Origin of the sequence: Escherichia sp. MOD1-EC6819 (genome assembly GCF_002965765.1) — a bacterium.
GTDB classification, from domain to species: Bacteria; Pseudomonadota; Gammaproteobacteria; order Enterobacterales; family Enterobacteriaceae; genus Escherichia; species Escherichia ruysiae.
The window spans coordinates 158,058-174,355 of sequence record NZ_PTRG01000007.1 but is presented as its reverse complement, the minus strand read 5'-3'; the positions used below and the strand labels follow the sequence as shown (position 1 = coordinate 174,355).

Genomic DNA, 16,298 nt, shown 5'->3' with positions numbered 1-16,298 from the left:
AGATGTTATTGATATGAGTGTGATGACAAACACAAGATGACCCGATACGTACGCATATCGGGTCTTGTAGATGAAACGATCTTTTTAAATATCAGAATGAATAGCGGATATTCGCATTGATAGCATTATCGACGTTGTACTTACCAAATGCTGATTTCTCAACGGTCAGGCCGATACGGGTATTGTCTTTAATGCGTGTATCAATCCCAATATTGGCTAACATACGACCATCTTTACCGTTGTATATCGTGGACTCACCAGCAAAATCACGGTAAGTGGTGGTGCCAGAATTCCGCAGGTCAAATTGATAACTTAAACCTGCCTTCGCTGTAACCTGCCAGTCGTGCCCATCCAGCGTTTTTCCAAACTCCACTCCAGTACGACCAATCAAGGGTTTTGCCGTTTTACGTTGCATGCTGATATCCATTCCGTTGTATTGCCAGTCAAAGGTATTACCTGACAACGTGCCGTAGACAAGCTCAACCTGCGGTTCAATAAACACATCAGGTTTCCACTGATAGCGCCAACCGGTTTCAGCCCCTAAATACCAGGAGTGGGCAGTATCGTCTGCCTTACCAAGTCCCAATGTTTGCATTGTGTAATCGTCACGATGATGGACATATTTTCCGACCACATCAATATACAATCCTGAATCAAACAGGGTGGATGCGTATAAACCGCCGCCTACAGAGCGGGTTTTCCCCTGGTAACTTTCGCCACTGGCTTTGCTGTCAGTAACAGTCATCATGATACCTGTAAAAAGATCACCTCCATCAAAGTGATGTTTTTTGTCGGCACCAATTTGCAGATGCATATGGCGATCAGAGAATCCCCCCTCGCCTGAACCAGAAGTGGTCATAAACCGTGCCCAGGCACCGGCTTCTCCTTGTGTATCGCGTAGATCACCCATACGTCGGTTAAGGTTATTCACCTCAGATAAGAAGTTCCTGTAACGGATATCCATAAAACGTTGACTTTCATTGAGTGCAGCATTATTACGCTGAACATCGAATCCTTTCAGACGCCACTGTGTGGCACCATCAGTATTTACCACCTCAACATCAGGAGTCATTGAGTGAAAACCCATCTGTTGAGGCACAGTTTTAAACGCCTGAGTATTGTTGGTTCCATTTTCTGCCGTGATCAACGGAATATCACCGACAGACATTTCGTTAAGCGGTCTGGTCGGTTTTACATACAGAATATTGTTCTCTGCGATTAACTTATCGAGAACCGTAATATTGCTGCTGGTTTTACCATCGGTGGTCATCACAAGCTGGCTGTTAGATAGTGCCAGATTTTGCATTTGAGAAGACGAGTTAAGCTTCCACAATGTCTGGTCAATACTAACATTGGCCCCAGGTGCGTTGATATCACCGGAATAGTAGATGCCTGATGAAGTACCTTGGTTCGTACTAACACCAATATTAATGGTCGCATTTGAGCCGGCAGTAATATCACCACTCATCATCGTACCGGAACCAACATTCAACGTTGATCCAGAACCTTGCAAATCCCAGGCTGCCGCTGAATAAAACGCTGGCGTCGTCGATTGTTCATTCAACAAAGAGAGGGTAGTCCCTGAACCGAGCACAACATTGTCATCCGATAGTAAACCAGCCTTGCTTGTAAGCTGTGCATTATCGGTGAGTGTCAGTGCCGAACGGGTCAACGTACTGTACTCACTGATAGTTGCACCAGGGGAAGATACATTTATAGTACTATCCGTACTATTTATTCCACCCGTAAAAAATTCATTAATATTTAAAGTAGAGTTATTGGTCAGAGATACATTTCCATAAAATGTACTTTTATCTGAGTCCTTTGTCGCTTTTGATTGACCTTGTTGCGGAATAACCTGTACTTTCTTTTCATTACTGTCATTCAGATCAATATAGACATCTTCACTGCCAAGGGTGACAGATGAGTTATCTGCACTAATATCAGTAGTGAGCTGCGCATTTCGTCCAAGATAAAACGAGGTGTCTTTCAGAACAAGAGACTTCATACTGAATTGTCGAGTCTCCCAATCATCCTGTGTAAATGACACTGGTTGTGTTAATACTGAGTCATCTCCTAGTTTTTTGAGAGTATTTGCTACTGACTGACTAGTCACCGCATGAGGAACAGGATGCCCCTGAAAAAACAATTTTCCACCATTTTGTTCAAAATTATCATTTATATTTATACCACCATCAACAATAAAATCACCTGAATTATTGGTGGCGTTATTTGTCACAGACAAATCATTCTTAAAATTCCCATGATAAATAGTTGCTGTTTTTTCATTTAACGAAAGTGTCAGTCTGGCCAACCCGCCATTACTTGTAATAATTGCACCGTCATCAAAAGCATTTAATTTGTGGAAAGTCAGATCATTCCCATTAATATCAAGCGTACCTCCACGATATCCCCAATAAATATTATCTGGGTTAACCTGATTTTCATCAGAAAGAATTACAGTAGGGCGACCACTAACAAGAGATACCCTACTAAAAGCCTGAACTTTCCCCTCGCCATCGGGTCTCTGAGCCAGAATAACTGTGCCATCACCAGTATTCAGGCTTCCACCATTAATCCCGGAGCCATCAATTTTCAACGTCCCCGTGCCTAATTTATGCAGCGCATCTCCTGACACGCCGTTGACCTGCCAGTCAACAACGTGTCCATCATTGACAATGATACCGCCCCCAATCCAGGTCTGATCATCCAGCGGTTTCACCACATAGTCATCATTAAAAGTTAGCGCCCCAGCCCCCTGAGTCACCGAATTTTCTAAAACAATTGTACCGCCTCCAGAAAATTCCAGATTTTTCCCATAGTTGAGATTTGAGCCTATCTGACCATGCATGCCCCAGGAATTATTTCCCTGAACTAACTGACCTATTCCTGTAGTACTGTCGAAAGTCCAGAGAATATCCCCGCTCCCGGCCTCACTGGTAACAGGTTTATCAGTATCAGCATTTATATTTGCGGTGATTTGCGCTGTTGGTATAACAACATACCAGTTGGTACTCCCTGTAGTTCCTGCATACGCACGGAGTACTCCCACAAGAACCCATTTATTTAGAGTTGTATCCCATCCAAATAGCGGTGAACCACTGTCACCGGGGGTCCCATAAGACGCAAGGGCACCATTGCCAGCATTTGTCACAAATGACCAGTCTGAGATTGATGGCGTAGGAACAATCCCCCCAGTAAGATAACTATAAGCACCGTTCAGAGTATAATATCTTTGTTTATTTTTATATATTTGTGTCCCTGTACCTATCCTGTAGAAGGCTGGAAATCTGTTTACATTTTTATATGTTCCCTTGGCTGTTCCTGCACTAGTGACCTCTACAGGAACCACATCTGTTACCAGTTTATTTAACCTCGGTGTATGGAAATCTCTCGCTGAGTAGTTATTTCTGTCTACTAATTTATAATTACTCGTACCAAACCGTACACTACTATAGCCACCATTATGCTTCACACTGACGACATACTGTGGATCAACAAGCGTGGCAACGCCCAATAGCCTATCCACAGATGAAAAATCAGGCATTGGCGCTTTATTTAACGTAGTCACTAATGACTCCGAGTTATTAAACAACTCAATACCTTCTGTTCCTGGAATAAAGCCACCCTTATTTTCGGCAAAGTCTCGATATACCTGGTATGGAAGCAAGTTATTAACAACAGACGCTTCTGCAGCAGTCATACCAACCAAATGTGACATGGCTGCAGAAAGAAAAATAGTTATGGCATTTATTTTTCTCATATATTATATCCAGCGATATATAAAATAAAAGAATGCTTGATAGCTTCAAGAAAGCACAGTGTAAACCAGAAACTTTAAACGAAAAGAAAAAACAAATGATGAAACAAAACTATATCAGATATAGCTATTTTTAGAGCCATCCCACGATGACATTTATTTCAAATATGGCGCCTGAATATAAAATATAGTATTAATTCGTAGTTATCGATCTTTTTTCAATACATTAATATGCGCCAAAAGAAATTCAGTGGCAACAACACCTGTGTGTCCAGCAAGTTTTATAACTTTGCTGCGAAATTCTGGTGAATGATGCTTATGAGGATTCCTGCCGATTGCTACTGTTTTTGTCATGTAAGCCGCACCTGATTGAGTGCTTACTCACTCAGAGTCCACTATTACTGGGTAAGAGCAAAGTCTCAACTCTGAGGAGTCTGTTAACCCCGTAGCGATTCGCGTCACGATCACATATTTATAGTATATCTGAAGATTATATTTAGTATTCTACTTCACCGTGTCTCCTAAGCATACATTAATGGGGTAGGAAGAAAATATTTTATTTACAAACTAAAGTTATCATCGATACCTTTCCTTTATTTTTATTGAAAGAAAAAGGTGCATTGCAATTACTTTTACCATCATCTCCCCATTGTGCCATCAATTCTCCTCTATCGGGTAATCCACTCATCCAAACCTGACCATTATCAGAAACAATACCCGTTACGCTTTGGTTAGAATGATCGCCCGTTAATGATGTCAGGCTGCCAAAGGGCACAGATTCACCATTCGGACGAACCAAGTTAATTAGAGCCTTATGACCTGAAACTACGTTAAACTTAGCACGAACCAACGCCCCCCTTGATGGAGTAACATATGCATCCGATTTGATGATCTCTGTTGTAGCCGAAACCTTATTTACATCTAATGCAATTGAGTTCTTCTGGTATGGCGACAGATTTGGAACAACGGTATAGCCATTTTGGTCAGTATACAAACCAATCCCTCGTTTTACTTTTATATTACCAACACCATTTGTATCGATTAAAGCATTCGCCCCATCGAGTGATAAAGTTTGGGTTAATACTAACCCATCAGAGTGTAAAACAACGCCGCCATTAGCACTTAACTGTAATTGTCTTCCTTGTTTCTGATGTGACCAGGTTGATTGAATTTCACCCTTGGCTGTTTTATACCTTATGGTAGCATTACCAGAGTTAGAGTTTTCATCTCCACTATGGAGCCCTTCCATAACACTATAGTACAATTTCTGATCCAACAACGAACCGCTAACACCCGTTTGTATGTCAGATGTGTTTTTTGCCTTGTAAACATTGGTTGTCAGAGATGCTGTATTATAGTTTGAAAAGACACTAAATGGCACCGATACGGAGGCAAATATAGCCTTATCAGAATCATTATATTGTGGCTGTTTATTATAGGTTAATGATAAACTCGTTGATATACCCATTATAGGAAGAGAATATGCAAGTCTATACTGCTGACCATTCTCTTCGTTGATATAATCATTTAAATCAGCTGCCAGAGTGATCTGACCGGCATCCCCAATATCTTGCTGTAATTGAGACGATACTTTATATCTGGAACGATAGCTATAGGGATAGTCGTCACTGTTTTTATTCTGCTGATAGTCATTGAATGAATAATATCCTGAGGAACCATACCAATATCCGGTAAAACTTAAATAAGTTCCTGTAGACTCAAAACCTCTGGCATAAGTTAAGCGAGTCAGTTGCCCCTGTTCTTTTCCAGAGGAATTTCTGACAAATGAATCAGATTTAGAATGACTAAAATCTAAGGATATTGATCCCAATAATGGCATATATTTCCCCAGACCAATTACGACAGAGTTATAGATATCTGCAGCAATTAAACCTCCGTAGATCGTAGTGTCCCACCCTATACCCCATGCTCCGGAGTATTGTAAAAATGTAGGTTTATCTCCGTTAGGATTACCAACATTTCGGTATTGTCCAATAGCAGCGTTATAACGAAAACGCCCCTCACGTTGCAACACAGGTAATGTTGATGAAGCTTGTGTATAACGCCTTACTTCTCCGTTACTTTCATGGATCTCAACTTCCATATCTCCAGCATATAATGGAAAAACATCCTGTAACTCAAAAGGGCCAGCTGGCACGTCACCTTGCCAGATAATTACATTATTTTGCCTTACGATTACCTGTGCAGGAGTGTATGCAATACCTCGTACAACAGGACTATAAGTACTCATCCAGGGTACAATCATACCGTCATCAGAAGATATAGAAATACCTTCATACGGGAAACTTTCCAGGATTCCATCTTCTGTTGAGGTCTGGCCTATTGTCAACTGCCCACCCTGCCCAAAGCTATAATCATGACGAACAAAAGTGTTTATATTTTTCCAGCCTTGCTCATTTGTATTCCAGTAACCATTATGTCTGACCCGCCATCCTCCAATATTCAATCCCGTATTAATTGAAAGAGTTTGAGTCTCTTTCGTATCAAAGTTATATTTCTGTCTTATATCGGAATAACGATAATTTAGAAGCAATGCTGTCTCACCATCATCCCATGATTGTGGTGGTAATTCAGACCATACAGGATGATATATCCATTTTTGTGGAATATTTATATATAATACTTGCTTGTTTTTATCAAAAATACTATTAAATCCATCTATTTTATTTTTCAACTCCTCTGAAAGAATAGTATCATTTGATAAACTCAGGTTTTCTGTATTAATCCCCCATTTCTTTAGTATAGAGGTAGAAAACCGTGGGACGACTTTACCACTTTTTATTGGTTCAAATATAATCTTTTCTTTGCCAAGACGCTCACTATTTAAGACTACATCAATATAATATTCACCTGGCAGGAAACCATCAGCGCGAGAAAAATATTTTAGATCGGGGATATTATTGCTTTTATCACCCATACTGATAAAAGCAGGATTAAATGAATAGTTCGCAGCTAATTCTTCCGAATGCGAATTGTGTATAAACAAAAATGTCAATAATGCAATTGGCTTTAGTTTCATTTGTTATGATTCTGCTACAAATATACTAAAATGTTACATTTCTGATGCTGCTATTGGCACCATAATCATTAATTATTGAGAATGACAATGTCTTAACATTTTTTTCATGAATAACAGATTCAGAAAAAGGTTTTAACATTGTTGCAGCCCCCTTTGCAGGTAAGCCATTAAAACTCATCTGACCAATAGTGATAAAATATGGTGTCGGGTTTTTTATTTCTATCGTGTCTGTATGCTTTGTAAAAGTAAGTTTTTCAGGCAAATCTTCAATGACCGACTTATTATTTATTTCATGAGGTCTATAAATTAATTTTATCCTGGTGTTTAGACCTATTTGCACCGATGAACCATCTTTTTCCGGTGGAATTGCAAGAACATTAATTGCAAACAAACTTTCACGATCTTTTGGCAGTTCCATTGCTGAATCCAACTTATTAACCCTGAATTGAACGTTATTATTTACGTCTATTCTGTTTAATGGCGGCGTAATAAAAAAAGGGACTTTTGCATCACTATTAAAATAATCATTAACTGTCGATTTTAATAACAAAACCATATCTGACGATGTATTTCTCACTGTAAAAGAAACGCTATCGTCTTCTGAATCAAATATCACCCTAGTAACATCAAGACTTATTCCTTTTGAGTCTGCAAGTACGCTACATGTGAAAAAAAAAGAAATAAGAAATAACATTTTCTTATGCATGTATTATTCCTGAACTAACACCAGCAATGATGACATAATGTTTCAATAAAGGCATATGGTGAATATGCCTTTAAATTATTAATGTATATGATTAGTCATAGCTAATTGTATAGGTAACTACAGAGCTTAACTCACCTGGAGTTACAGTACCGCTTCCGCGTTTAATTACCTTAGCATATACAGGACCTACTGTTAGATCGCCATTCGTATCAGTTGTACCAAGGTTACCCTCTTTACCACTTAAATCCCACTGCACGCTGAAATTCTCATTGGAAGATAACATATAGGCGATATTACTAACCGTGTTTCCAGAGGCAGCTGTAAACAGGCCTTGGTAGGGATTACCTTGTGCAGTGTTTGCTGCCTGCACGGAGAACTTCATAGCCGTACTGGCAGGACAACCTGTCAATACAAAACTCCCAGCCTCTTGCGTGTTACCTATTGCAGCACCATGACTCACGCCTGTATCCGCACTACTAACGGTAAAACTTACATCTGTAGGCCACGTAACATTACAAGTACCCGATGTTACACTAAGAGCCACTCTTTGCTGATGAGAGCCAACTGTGTTTGTTGCAGCCATCGATGCTGCAGACGCACCGAGCAGAAGAACCCCTGCAATAATCTGAGCGGTGATATTTTTATTCATCAAAGAATCCCCCTTACTAATACAAAATGCTAAATGACTATCTATATATCTATATGATGCAAGAATGCATATAGATGATAAATGAGATTGAGATGTATATCCCAACTCATGTTTATTATTTAATAAAATAAGAATCTATTTTGTCAACGCCTTTAACAAAGTCACCCTGCACCACATTTTTACATAAACCCATCCATTTTAGGATAAAAATGTATTTTTTCACTCTAATTATACCATTTTGTTGTATTTTTCTTAATGCTCTCTATTCTCGATATACCAACCGATTCTTATTTATATCTTATTTTTGCATTTATCTTTATGCTTTTATATTTCTGGGTAATTATTTGCAGATCTGCCCTGCAGAAAAAATGCAGATCATATGATTTAACCACTAATGACATATAACCATACGTAGCGTATAGGATGGAAGAAAAAATATATTTTTACTTCATTTATGAGATGATGGCCGGCGACACAGAAGATGCTCCTACCCACGTAATATGGGCACAAGCCTAAGCGAGGTTCTGTTTTTCACATTTTTCCGGACTGAGACCGCCACACCAACTGTGCCATCACCAGCGAATGTAATCGCACTCGATATAATTAAACACAATTTCCCGCATTATTTCCCTACAGATAAAGTGTTCACCGTGGAGATATTCCACTTTCAGCGGATGAAAGAAACTTTCCACGCAGGCGGTAGCATCAGCCTTTTGCGCTCATACTGCCACGCAGATTATGCCGCTTCAGCATCGCCTGATAATCTGCTAAACAGTACAGACCTCCACGGCTCGTGTGAACGATAACGTTCCGGGGTTTTTTACACCGCCATAACGCCATCTGTAGGGCATCTCAGGTCTGTTGCGCCATTATGCGCGGCTACATCGACCAGCCAATAACCGTACGTGACCACAGATTAATTACCTCTGCCATATACAGCCAGCCTTCATCTGTGCGTAATTAAGTTATATCTCTCGCCCACTTCTGGTTCGAACCACTGGAGTAAAAAATCCAGCCCCATCAGATTTTCTGACACAGGCAGGCCGTGTGCGCGGTAACTGACCGGGCTGAACTTCCGGGAGGTGCCATCAGCCCCTGACGGCGCAGGCTTGCTGCCACGGTTTTTACGTTGAAGTGGTAATCCTGAGCATGCAGTTTATCAGTCAGGTGTGGAGCACCATAACGTTATTTTGACCTAGTAAAAGTCTCATGAATAACGCTGTCGAAACGCAGACTGAACTGCTGACGTAAACTTATCCTTGTACGCCGCTGACACAACGTATACCAGCCGCTGCTAGCCACCCGGAGTGCGTGGCACATTTCGTTGATGCTGAACTCAGCCTGATATTTTTCAATAAAGACTTACTTCATTTCAGGCGATTCGCGAACTATATCGCGGCCTTTTGGAGGATAGCCAGCTATCCACCCCGTTCTACCAGTTGGTGTTTGAGAGGTGCAATCTCGGTGGACATCTCCAGCTCACGTTCAGAAGCAGCCCGCTGATTTTGCTGTTTACTGCGCCAGTTGTAGAGCTGTGATTCATACAAGCTGGGTTCACGGGCTGCGGCAGCAACACCGATGCGTTCCGCAAGCTTCAGAGCTCCACTGCAAAATTTAGGTGAATGCTGTTTACGAGGCTTTTTGCTGGTTGATACTGTTTTTGTCATGTGAGTCACCTCTGAGTGAAAGTTTACTCACTTAGCTTCCTGCCTACTATTGCCGGGTAAAATCAAAGGCTGTCGCTACGATACTGCCTGTGTGAAGAACTCATTTCATTCTCTGAAAGCAGTATGTATCCCACGGAGAACTTCTTTACCTACAGGTGTATAATGCAGGTTACAGTGTTTATCATATCGAGGGTAATAGCCTCAGTCGGAATAATTTGAAAACCAACCAGCACCTTAGTTTAAGACAACGCCCACTTACGTAGGTAGTATCAACCCCTCCGCATAACCTCGTCCATACAGCCCCAGACTGTTCGTATGACTAAGAAAATTGTCCGTATTTATTTAAATATTGAAATTTACATAGCCGTATGTATATGAAAGGCTGTTGTTATGCGACGATCTATGTGAAAATAGTTTCCATATACTGAATTTACTACATAAAAAAAATAACAATCATCACTATAATTTAGATTGGTAAAATGCGTCTTATGTTTTGCAGAATGGGCATCTTATCTGCACCCCAAATACATACCAATTCAAAAATTGTGATTCACTATGTAGACTAGATAGGCGCATCATATCAGATTTTTTTTGTATGTTGCCAGTTTCAAAATTATTTCACCTAGTTATTACAGTTTTTTTATCAAATTTTATTATTTTTTATGTGGATATTAAAAGTAGTTTATTTTATAGTTTCCTCATAATCATAAAACTGATATTTTAGGATGGTTATGAGACTAGTCTTTGTACTTGCAAGCGATAATAATTTCTTTAACTATGGAATAAAATCAATATCATACACTAACAAAAAAAATCAATGCGTTGATTTTACTGGTATTGATAAATTAATACATAAAGACATTGCATCTAAAAAATACTTAGTTTGCGATGATGTTAGTTATTCTATTTATAGTGCTTTATTTACTGAAAGCGAAATAAAATGCATTTGTATTGAAAATATTACATTACATAATGGAACCGTATGCATTTATGAAAATAATACATCTATTATTGAATCAATTAACTCATTTAGTAACATTGAGAGAGAGATCTTTTTTTTATATTTTTTCCATCAAAAGAGTGTAAAGGAAATATCCCAAATAACATGTCTTTCAACTAGTAAAATTTACTATAGATTCAATCGTATTAAATCAAAACTAGGAATAGAAACCACCAGAAAGTTACCAGCATCATTAAAGAAATTTTTCAGTCAACGTATAGGCAACCAACATAACTTCGTTAATCACGCATAATTTCATGATAATAATATTATTATTATCATAATAAAGTTTAATTAACATAGCATAACATATTGTTTTTAATTAACATTTATATTTTGGCTTTTTTTCCCCATACGTTGAAATTTCGAGTTTACACAACGTAAAAACTCATGAAATTATATATACAAAGCATGAGGTGGCTTTATGAATAGTCGAGTTGCTTGTACCAAGTTTGACCTCCCTATCAATACTAATTTGGATAACAATCACACGCTTACATTAAAAAGAATACGTTTTTACAATAGTGCAGTGATTTTTATCAGAAATGCACAATTAGTGATTAAGGCAACAGATGGGGATGTTATTGATATCTCTCCCGGCTCTTTGTGTTATATAGAAAAGAACCTCGTCATTGATGCAACATTAAAAGTGCTTGGAAGTGGCGTACCCTATGATATTTATACTATTGATAGCGATATATTAAGTAGTGTCTGTAAGGTCATGGAACCGATTTTGTCAGGGCAACGTTTAGTTACCCAGGTTAGAAAAAGAATATTTTTTTATAAACTGGAAGAAACAGATAAAGAAATTTTTAGACGACTTATGAGTGATGATTTACCACCATACAGGCAAGTTTATAAGATTGCTTATTTACTTTCCAGGATTCATGAAATTGAGCCACTTGCGTATTCCTTGTCTGTATCAACAGATATTACCTTTACCGAGAAGCTCAAAAAAATCATCGAAGCAGATTTATCAAGAGGATGGAAACTGAGCGATCTGAGAGATATCTTGCATATGTCAGAAGTTTCAATTCGGAAAAAACTTGAAAGAGAAAATAATAACTTCAACGCGTTAGTTTTAGATATCAGAATGCAGCATGCGGCGAAAATGATCACATCCACTGAAAAACATATAAATAGAATTTCGTATGATGTTGGATATACAAGCACATCTTATTTCATTCGAAACTTTAAAAATTACTTTGGGATTACACCGAAACAGTTTTCTCTGAAGGTTAAACGAAAAGTCTAATATCTAAATTCTACAGAATAGTTGTTTATCCTGTGTATTAACAGTAAATGCATCAAATGGCATGAACTTAGCTACCAGTTCTGGCAATAGCCAGTAAGCCAGAACTGTGACTATTCCTGCCAATAGCGCCTGTACCTCCAGGCCTCCCCCTCAATGATCCAAATAAAGATAATGCATCCAACTGGTCATTCTCAGCAGCACTTTCCGCATCACCGAAACATGGCTGAAATGGTCGGAGTAAACTGCTACCTGGGCGTAGATGCCGTCGGGTAAGGCATCGATATCAGCGTTAGGGTCGAGTTCAATGGTTCCCAGCACACCATCCGTTCCGGGCACGACCGTTAACGATTGCAGCACCCCCTGCGCCTGATACGAACCGCCAGGCACCACCGGCAAAATACTGGTCAGTTTGCCGTGGAATACCTGCCCAGGCAGCGCGTTAAACACCACTTCCGCATCATCGCCTGGTTTCAGGCGCAACAGCGAGTTTTGCCGAAATTGGGCAACAATTTGCCGTTTTTGCTCAGGGATGAAGACCATTACCGGACGCAGCGGTAAAGCTGCCGCGTAAGTGCCTGGGCGGATCAGTACCTGAGTAACGTAGCCGTTGCTTGGTGCGCGAATAATGGTTTGCTCAAGGTTATATTTTGCTTCAGTAAGTTGCGCTCTTAAGCTGACAATCTGTGATTGCTCACCGTTGACCATGCTGTCGAGCTGGCTCTGGATCTGCGCCTGCTCCGCCACCGAACCTTTCACCAGCGCATCCTGCGCGAGGAAATTCTGCCGCGCGTCGTCGATGTCACGTTCTGAGAACGGATTGACCGTCGCCTGGCTGCCTTTCAGATAACGTTGATAATTTTTAAACAGTCGGTCGCGCTCCGCTGAAACCTGAGTGGTGTTGGCCTGCGCTTCAGTGAGCTGCGCGCGCAGCGTTTTGATATTATGCGTCGCCGTCATCAAATCAGCCTGGAGTCTGTCTACTCGCGCCTGATAACGTACCGGGTCGAGCTTAAAAAGCACTTCGCCCTTTTGAATAAGCTGATTATTTTTGTCGGTGACTTCAGTCACGATCCCCGTCACCTGTGGCGTGATGGGGATAGCTATCACTGCCTTTTGCGCGGTAAAAGTGTAAGGATGGTTGTAGTTCATCAATAAAATCAAACCACTCACCAGAAACACGCCACCCAGCGCCGCCGTCGCCAGCGTCCACTGATTCACCGGAATGCGGAAGATTTTAAAGACCGCCCACGCCAGCGCCACGTAAGTTAAAACAATTAACAGATCCATAATCAGATCTCCGGGAACGTGGAATAGTCACTCTTTTTTTCAGCTGCAAGTTGGTGCTCCAGCCGGGAAATACGGTCAGAAAGCGCGGCAATTTCCGGGTCAGTCGCTTTCTCCTGCGACGCAACATGTGACTGCATTCCCCAGCCGCGCTCTGGCTGGTAAAGCGTTGCCCAGATCCACAGAAACGGCCAGATTACATGCAGGGTAAACAGACTTACCCAACCCGCCGTATGAATAGCGTCGGCGTGGGGATGGTTGCGCTTTTTGGCAATAAGATAGGGGATGTCATGTATCGCGATGATTCCATAAAAAATCACCAGAAAGACGAAGATCAGCACTCCCAACGCGAAGTAGTTTAGAAACATATCTGCCTCGGATTCACGCTTATCAGTGTTGTTTTTTGGCTGGCAGCCGGAAGGGAGTCAGGCTGATACTTTGACATTAATCTGCGTTTGCCAATCTCGCCATCACACCGAAGGATAATTTTAAAAGGCGATGAGTTGCTCAGTTACAAAACTGTCTTAAAGCAAAGTCAGAACATGTTGCAGATCACATCAGGTGAATTACCGAAGAAAATATCTTGTGATTCAGATCACAAAGATTCAACAAACCATCAAAATAAAATTGTGACATTACTCACATTTGAATGCCATTTTTAGCGAAAATCGCCGTCTTGTTGTTTTTTTACACAGTCATTTTGTGATGAACGTCACGTCAATTACCTCTCTACCCCCTATATTTATGTGACTGATATCACACAAAAGGCCGCCGACTGGACAGTTAACCGATTCAGTGCCAGATTTCGCAGTATCTACAAGGTCCGGCTACCTCTGCCGCCACATTAACAAAAAACCTCGGGCTTCCAGCCTGCGCGACAGCAAACATAAGAAGGGGTGTTTTTATGTCATCCGATATTAAGATCAAAGTGCAAAGCTTTGGTCGTTTCCTCAGCAACATGGTGATGCCAAATATCGGCGCGTTTATCGCGTGGGGTATCATCACCGCGTTATTTATTCCAACAGGGTGGTTACCGAACGAAACGCTGGCGAAGCTGGTCGGGCCGATGATCACTTATCTCCTGCCGCTGCTGATCGGTTATACCGGTGGTAAGCTGGTAGGCGGCGAACGTGGCGGCGTAGTCGGTGCCATCACCACCATGGGCGTTATCGTCGGCGCAGACATGCCGATGTTCCTCGGTTCTATGATTGCAGGTCCGCTGGGCGGCTGGTGCATTAAGCACTTCGACCGCTGGGTAGACGGTAAAATCAAATCCGGTTTTGAGATGCTGGTGAATAACTTCTCCGCTGGCATCATCGGGATGATCCTCGCCATTCTGGCCTTCCTCGGCATTGGCCCGATTGTTGAAGCCCTGTCAAAAATGCTGGCTGCGGGCGTTAACTTCATGGTTGTCCATGACATGCTGCCGCTGGCGTCTATCTTTGTTGAACCGGCGAAAATCCTGTTCCTCAACAACGCCATTAACCACGGTATCTTCTCGCCGCTGGGTATTCAGCAGTCCCATGAACTGGGTAAATCCATCTTCTTCCTGATTGAAGCGAACCCGGGTCCGGGTATGGGCGTGCTGCTGGCGTACATGTTCTTTGGTCGTGGTAGTGCGAAACAGTCTGCGGGCGGTGCGGCAATCATCCACTTCCTGGGTGGTATCCACGAAATCTACTTCCCGTATGTACTGATGAATCCGCGTCTGATTCTGGCCGTTATCCTCGGCGGTATGACTGGCGTGTTCACGCTGACTATCCTGGGCGGTGGTCTGGTTTCTCCGGCATCTCCGGGTTCTATCCTCGCGGTACTGGCGATGACGCCAAAAGGTGCTTACTTCGCTAACATCGCGGGTGTGTGTGCGGCGATGGCGGTCTCCTTCGTTGTCTCTGCTATTTTGCTGAAAACCAGCAAAGTGAAAGAAGAAGACGATATTGAAGCAGCAACTCGTCGTATGCAGGACATGAAAGCTGAGTCTAAAGGTGCGTCTCCGCTGTCTGCGGGCGATGTGACTAACGACCTGAGCCACGTGCGTAAAATCATCGTTGCCTGTGACGCCGGTATGGGTTCCAGTGCGATGGGTGCAGGCGTGCTGCGTAAGAAAATTCAGGATGCAGGTCTGTCGCAGATTTCGGTCACTAACAGCGCGATCAACAACCTGCCGCCGGATGTAGATCTGGTCATCACTCACCGTGACCTGACTGAACGCGCTATGCGCCAGGTGCCGCAGGCACAGCATATTTCGCTGACTAACTTCCTCGACAGCGGCCTGTACACCAGCCTGACCGAACGTCTGGTTGCTGCCCAGCGCCATACTGAAAACGAAGTGAAAGTGAAAGACAGCCTGAAAGACAGCTTTGACGATTCTAACGCCAATCTGTTTAAGCTCGGTGCGGAGAACATCTTCCTCGGTCGCAAAGCAGCCACCAAAGAAGAAGCGATTCGCTTTGCCGGCGAACAACTGGTGAAAGGCGGCTATGTTGAGCCGGAATACGTACAGGCGATGCTGGATCGTGAAAAACTGACCCCGACTTATCTGGGTGAGTCCATCGCAGTGCCGCACGGTACGGTTGAAGCGAAAGATCGCGTACTGAAAACGGGCGTGGTGTTCTGTCAGTATCCGGAAGGTGTGCGCTTCGGTGAAGAAGAAGATGACATTGCCCGCCTGGTGATTGGTATTGCTGCCCGTAATAACGAGCACATTCAGGTTATCACCAGCCTGACCAACGCGCTGGATGATGAATCCGTCATCGAGCGTCTGGCACACACCACCAGCGTGGATGAAGTGCTGGAACTGCTGGCAGGTCGTAAGTAATCCAGGCCCACCCTCTCCTCATGGAGACGGTGGGGCTGATTGCCTGATGCGCTTTGCTTATCAGGCCTACAAAACAAAGCGCAGTTTGTTAAATTTGCACGTTCTTGTAGGCCGGATAA

The 16,298-nt window shown here is 42.1% G+C and carries 9 protein-coding genes and 1 pseudogene; 2 read left to right on the top strand and 8 right to left on the bottom strand.

The annotated features are described in order from the left end of the window. Window positions 1-91: 91 nt before the first annotated feature. The 6 genes and pseudogenes from A7Z06_RS12055 to A7Z06_RS12035 form a co-directional block, all read right to left on the bottom strand. Complete coding sequence (locus A7Z06_RS12055; RefSeq protein ID WP_194313877.1) at window positions 92-3,763, bottom strand: S6 family peptidase; 3,672 nt, start codon at window positions 3,761-3,763, stop codon at window positions 92-94. A 201-nt stretch (window positions 3,764-3,964) separates the two neighbouring features. Beyond that, window positions 3,965-4,114: a hypothetical protein gene (locus A7Z06_RS21820; RefSeq protein WP_157941588.1), complete on the bottom strand. Its 150-nt coding sequence runs from the start codon at window positions 4,112-4,114 to the stop codon at window positions 3,965-3,967. A 202-nt stretch (window positions 4,115-4,316) separates the two neighbouring features. Next, the gene (locus tag A7Z06_RS12050; RefSeq protein WP_105279437.1) at window positions 4,317-6,800 is read right to left on the bottom strand and encodes a fimbria/pilus outer membrane usher protein; all 2,484 of its coding nucleotides are present in this window, start codon (window positions 6,798-6,800) and stop codon (window positions 4,317-4,319) included. Between the two features lie 25 nt (window positions 6,801-6,825). Next, window positions 6,826-7,506 carry a fimbrial biogenesis chaperone gene (locus A7Z06_RS12045; protein WP_105279436.1) on the bottom strand — a complete coding sequence of 227 codons (681 nt, stop codon included), beginning with the start codon at window positions 7,504-7,506 and terminating at the stop codon, window positions 6,826-6,828. 91 nt (window positions 7,507-7,597) lie between these two features. Then, the gene (locus A7Z06_RS12040) at window positions 7,598-8,155 is read right to left on the bottom strand and encodes a fimbrial protein (protein ID WP_001038850.1); all 558 of its coding nucleotides are present in this window, start codon (window positions 8,153-8,155) and stop codon (window positions 7,598-7,600) included. A 572-nt stretch (window positions 8,156-8,727) separates the two neighbouring features. Continuing rightward, window positions 8,728-9,822 (bottom strand): annotated as a pseudogene (locus A7Z06_RS12035) (IS3 family transposase). A gap of 1,424 nt (window positions 9,823-11,246) precedes the next feature. Between A7Z06_RS12035 and A7Z06_RS12025 the strand changes: the two are divergent. After that, window positions 11,247-12,077 carry a helix-turn-helix domain-containing protein gene (locus A7Z06_RS12025; protein WP_001088675.1) on the top strand — a complete coding sequence of 277 codons (831 nt, stop codon included), beginning with the start codon at window positions 11,247-11,249 and terminating at the stop codon, window positions 12,075-12,077. Between the two features lie 150 nt (window positions 12,078-12,227). Here A7Z06_RS12025 and A7Z06_RS12020 read toward each other — a convergent pair whose 3' ends face one another. Next, window positions 12,228-13,364, bottom strand: a complete 1,137-nt coding sequence (locus A7Z06_RS12020; RefSeq protein WP_000364945.1) for an HlyD family secretion protein — start codon at window positions 13,362-13,364, stop codon at window positions 12,228-12,230. Between the two features lie 2 nt (window positions 13,365-13,366). Continuing rightward, on the bottom strand, window positions 13,367-13,729 hold the full coding sequence (locus A7Z06_RS12015) for a DUF3302 domain-containing protein (RefSeq protein WP_000479623.1): 363 nt from the start codon (window positions 13,727-13,729) through the stop codon (window positions 13,367-13,369). A 536-nt stretch (window positions 13,730-14,265) separates the two neighbouring features. On the opposite strand from A7Z06_RS12015, the gene mtlA reads away from it, so the two are divergent. Further along, a complete protein-coding gene (mtlA, locus tag A7Z06_RS12010; RefSeq protein ID WP_000093249.1) occupies window positions 14,266-16,179 on the top strand; it encodes a PTS mannitol transporter subunit IICBA in 1,914 nt (637 codons plus the stop codon). Window positions 16,180-16,298: the final 119 nt, after the last annotated feature.

What these genes read in the sequence shown, in the direction of transcription:
- A7Z06_RS12015 (WP_000479623.1), bottom strand. Translation starts at nt 13,729, where the DNA reads ATGTTTCTAAACTACTTCGCGTTGGGAGTGCTGATCTTCGTCTTTCTG.
- A7Z06_RS12020 (WP_000364945.1), bottom strand. Translation starts at nt 13,364, where the DNA reads ATGGATCTGTTAATTGTTTTAACTTACGTGGCGCTGGCGTGGGCGGTC.
- A7Z06_RS12040 (WP_001038850.1), bottom strand. Translation starts at nt 8,155, where the DNA reads ATGAATAAAAATATCACCGCTCAGATTATTGCAGGGGTTCTTCTGCTC.
- mtlA (WP_000093249.1), top strand. Translation starts at nt 14,266, where the DNA reads ATGTCATCCGATATTAAGATCAAAGTGCAAAGCTTTGGTCGTTTCCTC.
- A7Z06_RS12050 (WP_105279437.1), bottom strand. Translation starts at nt 6,800, where the DNA reads ATGAAACTAAAGCCAATTGCATTATTGACATTTTTGTTTATACACAAT.
- A7Z06_RS21820 (WP_157941588.1), bottom strand. Translation starts at nt 4,114, where the DNA reads ATGACAAAAACAGTAGCAATCGGCAGGAATCCTCATAAGCATCATTCA.
- A7Z06_RS12045 (WP_105279436.1), bottom strand. Translation starts at nt 7,506, where the DNA reads ATGCATAAGAAAATGTTATTTCTTATTTCTTTTTTTTTCACATGTAGC.
- A7Z06_RS12025 (WP_001088675.1), top strand. Translation starts at nt 11,247, where the DNA reads ATGAATAGTCGAGTTGCTTGTACCAAGTTTGACCTCCCTATCAATACT.
- A7Z06_RS12055 (WP_194313877.1), bottom strand. Translation starts at nt 3,763, where the DNA reads ATGAGAAAAATAAATGCCATAACTATTTTTCTTTCTGCAGCCATGTCA.